General features: G+C 35.5%; 5 protein-coding genes. All 5 read left to right on the forward strand.

The window, feature by feature from the left end:
• Nucleotides 1–106 precede the first annotated feature (106 nt).
• Nucleotides 107–1,291 carry a coenzyme F420-0:L-glutamate ligase gene (locus tag PTSHG_RS04890; RefSeq protein WP_019107771.1) on the forward strand — a complete coding sequence of 395 codons (1,185 nt, stop codon included), beginning with the start codon at nucleotides 107–109 and terminating at the stop codon, nucleotides 1,289–1,291.
• 168 nt (nucleotides 1,292–1,459) lie between these two features.
• Nucleotides 1,460–1,966, forward strand: coding sequence for an NADH-quinone oxidoreductase subunit NuoE family protein (locus PTSHG_RS04895; protein ID WP_019107772.1), 507 nt, complete (start codon nucleotides 1,460–1,462; stop codon nucleotides 1,964–1,966).
• Between the two features lie 28 nt (nucleotides 1,967–1,994).
• Entirely contained in the window at nucleotides 1,995–2,384 is a 390-nt protein-coding gene (locus PTSHG_RS09780; RefSeq protein ID WP_019107773.1) for a hypothetical protein, read from the forward strand.
• Nucleotides 2,377–4,146: an NADH-quinone oxidoreductase subunit NuoF gene (locus tag PTSHG_RS04905; protein WP_019107774.1), complete on the forward strand. Its 1,770-nt coding sequence runs from the start codon at nucleotides 2,377–2,379 to the stop codon at nucleotides 4,144–4,146. The genes PTSHG_RS09780 and PTSHG_RS04905 overlap by 8 nt, the downstream gene beginning before the upstream one ends.
• Nucleotides 4,147–4,155: 9 nt before the next feature.
• Nucleotides 4,156–5,892 carry an NADH-dependent [FeFe] hydrogenase, group A6 gene (locus PTSHG_RS04910; RefSeq protein WP_019107775.1) on the forward strand — a complete coding sequence of 579 codons (1,737 nt, stop codon included), beginning with the start codon at nucleotides 4,156–4,158 and terminating at the stop codon, nucleotides 5,890–5,892.
• Nucleotides 5,893–6,000: the final 108 nt, after the last annotated feature.

The following is a 6,000-nucleotide window of genomic DNA, read 5'->3' on the forward strand; positions in this document are numbered from 1 at the left end:
TTTAAAAAATTTTTTTAAAAAAATATTTTACATTTCAAAAGTCTTCGTGTATAATTTTGAAGTAAAAAAGTAATTTATTTTAATGTTATTAAATGTAGGAGGAATTATGCAAAGATACATTGGAACAGTAGTACGTGGAATTCGTACACCGATTGTAAAAAGTGGAGACAATTTAGTTGATATCGTCGTTGATTCCCTAAGTAAGGCTCTTGAATCTGAAAATATTTCTATGAAAGACAGAGATGTAGTTGCTGTAACTGAATCTCTTGTTGCTAGAGCTCAAAACAATTATGTAACTGTAGATGATATAGCAGAAGATATTAATAAGAAATACGACGGAGAAATTGGAATTGTATTCCCTATTCTTAGCCGTAACAGATTTTCAACAATTTTAAGAGGAATTGCAAAATCAGGAAAGAAAATCCATTTTCTATTCTCCTACCCTTCCGATGAAGTTGGAAATTCGTTAATGGATCCAAATCTTATTTACGAAGCAAAGATTAATCCTTTCACTGATGTGTTAGAAGAAAAAGATTATAGAAGAATTTTTGGCGAAGTTGTTAAGCACGAATTCACAGGAATTGACTACGTTACTCTTTACAAAGAAATTTGTGGCGGCAACTGTGAAATCCACTTCTCAAATGACCCTAAGACAATTTTAAATTACACTGATGAAGTTCTTATTGGTTCAACTCATACAAGATTTTCAATCAAGAGACTTTTAAAAGATGAAGGTGCAAAAGTTGTTCTTGGTCTTGACGATATTCTAAATGAATCAATTAATGGCAGTGGTTACAACGAAGAATTTGGTCTACTTGGTTCAAACTTCGCTTCTGAATCAAAATTAAAGTTATTCCCAAGAGATGGAGAAGAATTTGTAAATGCTGTTCAAAAGAAATTAGTTGACAAGTACAATAAAGAAATCGAAGTAATGATTTATGGCGACGGTGCTTTCAAAGATCCAGTAGGAAAAATTTGGGAACTTGCTGACCCAGTAGTTTCCCCTGCTCACACAAAGGGACTTGCTGGCACACCTAGCGAACTTAAAATAAAATATATTGCAGACACTGACCTTAAAGATATGAACACTGAAGAAGCAACTGCTGCAATGAAAGAAAAAATAAATCACAAAAATAAAGATTTAGTTGGAACTGATGAAACTCTTGGAACAACTCCAAGAAGAATTACTGACTTACTTGGAAGTCTTTGCGACCTAACAAGTGGCTCTGGCGACAAGGGAACTCCAGTAATTTTAATCCAAGGCTACTTCGACAACTTCGCAACAGAATAATTAATAGAAAATCATAAAATTTAAGGAGCTTAGGCTCCTTTTTTTTCTTGCCAATTTTTAAATTTCTCATCCACCTTTAAGTATATTATTGTATTATTTTTAAAAAATATCCCCTTTCCTTTGATAAAACCTTTTCATTGTATTACAATGAAATAAGAGGTGGTAGATATGAAGTTAAAAACTATGGGCTTAGATAATGCTCTCTTAAAGAGTTTAAAAGACTACATAGATACTTTTGATAATAAGGAAAACAATATTATTAGTATTCTTCATTACGCTCAAGATATTTTTGGTTACCTACCAAAGGATCTTCAAGTTTATATAGCAAGACTTACTGATCTCCCTGCAAGCAGAATAAATGGCATAGTAACTTTTTATTCCTTTTTCAACGAAAAGAAAATGGGAAAATTTAGAGTCGACGTATGTTTAGGTACAGCTTGCTTTGTAAAGGGTTCCGAAGAAATTATGAAGGCTTTTAAGGATGAATTAAATGTAGACGGCGATGGATTAAGTGAAGACGGTCTCTTCAATGTCAATTCCATTAGATGCCTTGGTGCTTGTGGCATTGGTCCAGTAGTCCGTATAAATGACAAAATTTATGGTCATGTTGAAGTTGAAGATGTAAAAGACATAATAGCTTCTCACAGAAAAGAACTAGAAGAAGCGACTAAATAGAAAAACTTTAAATTCAAAGGAGGTAATTATGACAAAAATAGATTCCTTGGAAAAACTTATTTCTATAAAAGAGTCAAGGCATCATCAAACTATTTTGAGAGATATTGGCGAAATGCAAGACGATGATATTATAGAAATTTTTATAACTGGAAACGAAACAGAAAAATATATAGAAATCGAAAAAGTTTTTGACGACTTAAAAAGTTTTGTCCGCGAAAAGGGTATGCGAAACTGCAAATTTTTATTTAAAGACGATCCAAATCAAAAAGAAAAGTTTAACATTGAAATAAAATTTAACGTCTGTGCAAATGTGAAGAGCAACTCCCTTAACACAGACTCCATTAAAGATTTTATTTTAAATGTTGCTTCTATGAAGAGTCAAACCCTCGAGTACGAAAAAGAGGTGTCACATGAATAATTTGAGATTACAAATACTTATTTGCAAGGGAACTGGTTGTGTCTCTGCAAGAAGTGATTTGATTAAGGAGAATTTTGACAAGGCAATTGAGAAATATAAAATCAGAGATGTTGAGGCAATGATAACTGGTTGCTTTGGCTTTTGTGGAGAAGGCCCCATTGTAAAAGTTGAGCCTGACAATGTCTTTTACACTCATGTAAGTCCAGATGATGTAAATGAAATTGTGGCAGAGCACATTCTTCATGGCAGACCTGTCAAAAGACTTCTCTACAAAAACCCAAAAAATAAAGAGCCAATTTACAATCAAAAAGAAATGAGCTTTTATGGCAAACAAACTCGTGTCGCCCTAAAAAATTGTGGCAAGATTGACCCAGAAAATATTGATGACTACATTTCCTATGATGGCTATCAAGCTCTTTTAAAAGTTTTAACTGAGATGACCCCACAAGAAGTAATTGACATTATAAAAGCATCTGGACTACGTGGTCGTGGCGGTGGTGGTTTTCCTACTGGCATCAAGTGGCAAAATACATATAATTCTCCAGGTCATGAAAAATATATTTTCTGCAACGCTGATGAAGGAGACCCTGGTGCCTTTATGGATAGAAGTATTTTGGAGGGAGACCCAAACTCTATTGTTGAAGCAATGACTATTGGCGGCTATGCAACTTGTGCAAATCATGGAGTTGTTTACATTAGAGCAGAATATCCTTTAGCTATTCACAGACTAAAGACAGCAATTTCTCAAGCTAGAAAGTATGGTTTCTTGGGGAAAAATATTTTTAATTCAGGCTTTGATTTTGATATTGAAATTAGGTATGGCGCCGGAGCCTTTGTCTGTGGCGAAGAAACTGCCCTCATCCACTCTGTTGAAGGTAAGAGAGGCGAACCTACTAGAAAACCACCTTTCCCAAGTGTAAAGGGTTATAGGGGTAAGCCAACAACTGTAAATAATGTAGAAACTTATGCAAATATTCCAAAAATTATTTTGCGTGGAACTGACTGGTTCACTTCCATGGGAACAGAAAAATCTAAGGGCACAAAGGTCTTTGCCCTAGCTGGCAAGGTAAACAATGTTGGACTCGTTGAAGTGCCTATGGGCATAACTATTCGTGAAATTGTCTATGACATCGGTGGTGGTATTACTGACGGCAAAAAGTTTAAGGCAGTACAAATTGGTGGCCCTTCTGGTGGAATGATTACTAAAGAAAATATTGACACGCCAATTGATTATGAAAACTTAAAAGAAATTGGTGCAATGATGGGGTCCGGTGGACTGATTGTCATGGACGAAGACAATGACATGGTTGAGATTGCAAAATTTTATCTTGAATTTACTCAAGATGAGTCCTGCGGCAAATGCACACCTTGTAGAGTTGGGACAAAGAGACTTCTGGAAATGCTAAAAAAACTTTTGGATGATAAGGGCTCTGAAGAAGACCTTCAAAAAATCGAAGACTTATGTCACAACGTAATTAATTCAGCTGCCTGTGGACTTGGACAAACTGCACCTAATCCAATTCTATCTACTATGAAATATTTCCCTGAAGAATACTTAAAATATGCAAGACATCAAATCAAAAGGTCCTATAAGATAAATAAAGATGAGTGCATTGGTTGTCACAGATGTGCAAGGGAATGCCCTGTAAAATGTATATCTGGAAAACCAAAAGAAAAGCATGAAATTGATGAAGACAAGTGCATAGCCTGTGGAACTTGCTTTAAGACATGTCCTGTAGGTGCAGTTGTGGAACCTAAATAGAGGTGAATTATGATAAATTGTGTTATTAATGATAAAAAATTAAAAGTTAAGGAAGGCACGACAATATTAGACGCTGCAAAAGAAATTGGCATAGACATCCCTACACTTTGTCATATGAAACTTCCTAACTTTAATTATGAAAACAAACCTTCAAGCTGTCGAATTTGCATGGTAGAAGTTGTGGGAAGACCAAAACTTTGCACAGCTTGCTCAGAAGAAATAAGTGAAGGAATGATAGTAAAGACAGATACTCCAAAGGCAGTTGAAGCAAGAAAAATTAACCTAGAGCTTCTTCTTTCCAATCATCCAAAGGACTGTCTAGTGTGTCCTAAAAACTTAAACTGTGAACTTCAAGCCTTAGCAGAAAAAATGGGCATAAGAGAAATTGCCTACAAGGGCGAAAGAATGCAGCACAAAGTAGACTCATCTTCAAACTCCATCTATAGAAATCCAAATAAATGTGTAATGTGTAGAAGATGTGAAACAATGTGTAACGAAGTTCAAACTGTTGGCACTCTCAGTGGATTAAATCGTGGCTTTGATGCCATAGTTGCCCCTGCCTTTAACATTCCCCTTGCCGAAAGTTCTTGTACCTTCTGCGGACAATGTGTGGCAGTTTGTCCAACTGGTGCAATAGTAGAAATTGATGCAACGGCAAAAGTCTTTAATGCCATAAAAAATCCAAAGAAACACGTAGTAGTTCAAGTCGCACCATCAATTAGAGTTGCCATAGGAGAACTCTTTGACATGGAAGCTGGCGAAGTTACAAGTGGAAAACTTGTCACAGCCCTTAGAAAACTTGGCTTTGATGTAGTCTTTGACACAGACTTTTCTGCCGATTTAACAGTTATGGAAGAAGCAAGCGAACTTGTTGATAGAATAAAAAACAACAAGACTCTTCCTATTTTGACATCATGTTGCCCTGCTTGGGTTAGATTTATCGAAATGAATTATCCCGATATGTTAGACATACCTTCAAGCTGCAAGTCCCCACAAATTATGATGGGTTCCATGGTAAAAACTTATTACTCAAATAAAACGGGAATACCAGCCAAGGACATTGTCATGGTTTCAGTAATGCCTTGCACAGCAAAAAAAGCTGAAGCTGCAAGATCAGAACTTGGCACAAAAGATATTCGCGACGTGGATTATGTTCTTTCAACTAGAGAACTTGGACGAATGATAAAACTTTACGGAATAGATTTCAACGGGCTTGAAGAAAGTGATTTTGATGAGTTAATGGGCGAATCTTCTGGCGCAGGAACAATTTTTGGCACAACTGGTGGCGTAATAGAAGCCGCTATAAGAACTGCAAGTGAATGGCTCACTGGTCAAGAATTAGATAAAATTGAATTTGACGAACTTAGAGGTCTAAAGGGCATAAGAAAAGCTGAAGTTAAAGTTGGCGACTTAAACTTAAAAGTTGGCATAGCTCATGGACTTGGCAACGCACGAAAATTATTAGATGGTATAAAAAGTAAAAAGTATGATTTTGATGCCATAGAAATTATGGCTTGTCCCGGTGGCTGTATCGGTGGCGGTGGTCAACCTTATCATCATGGTCATGAAGAAATTTTACTAAAGAGACAAAGAGCCCTTTATGACATTGATAAAAATAAAAAAATCCGAAAATCTCATGAAAACCCAATGATAAAAGAAATTTATAAAAATTATCTTGGCAAGCCTTATGGAGAAAGAGCTCACGATTTGCTTCACACATCTTACTCTCCTAGAGAAAAAATTTAAAACAATTTAATTATTACAAAGTAGAAAAGGTGGAGATAACATTTTGTTCTCCACCTTTTCTACTTTGTAATAATTATATAAATCTAAACATAATAAAAATCCACCGGC

This window comes from Peptoniphilus senegalensis JC140 (genome assembly GCF_000321025.1).
In the GTDB taxonomy this organism is placed as follows: Bacteria; Bacillota; Clostridia; order Tissierellales; family Peptoniphilaceae; genus Peptoniphilus_A; species Peptoniphilus_A senegalensis.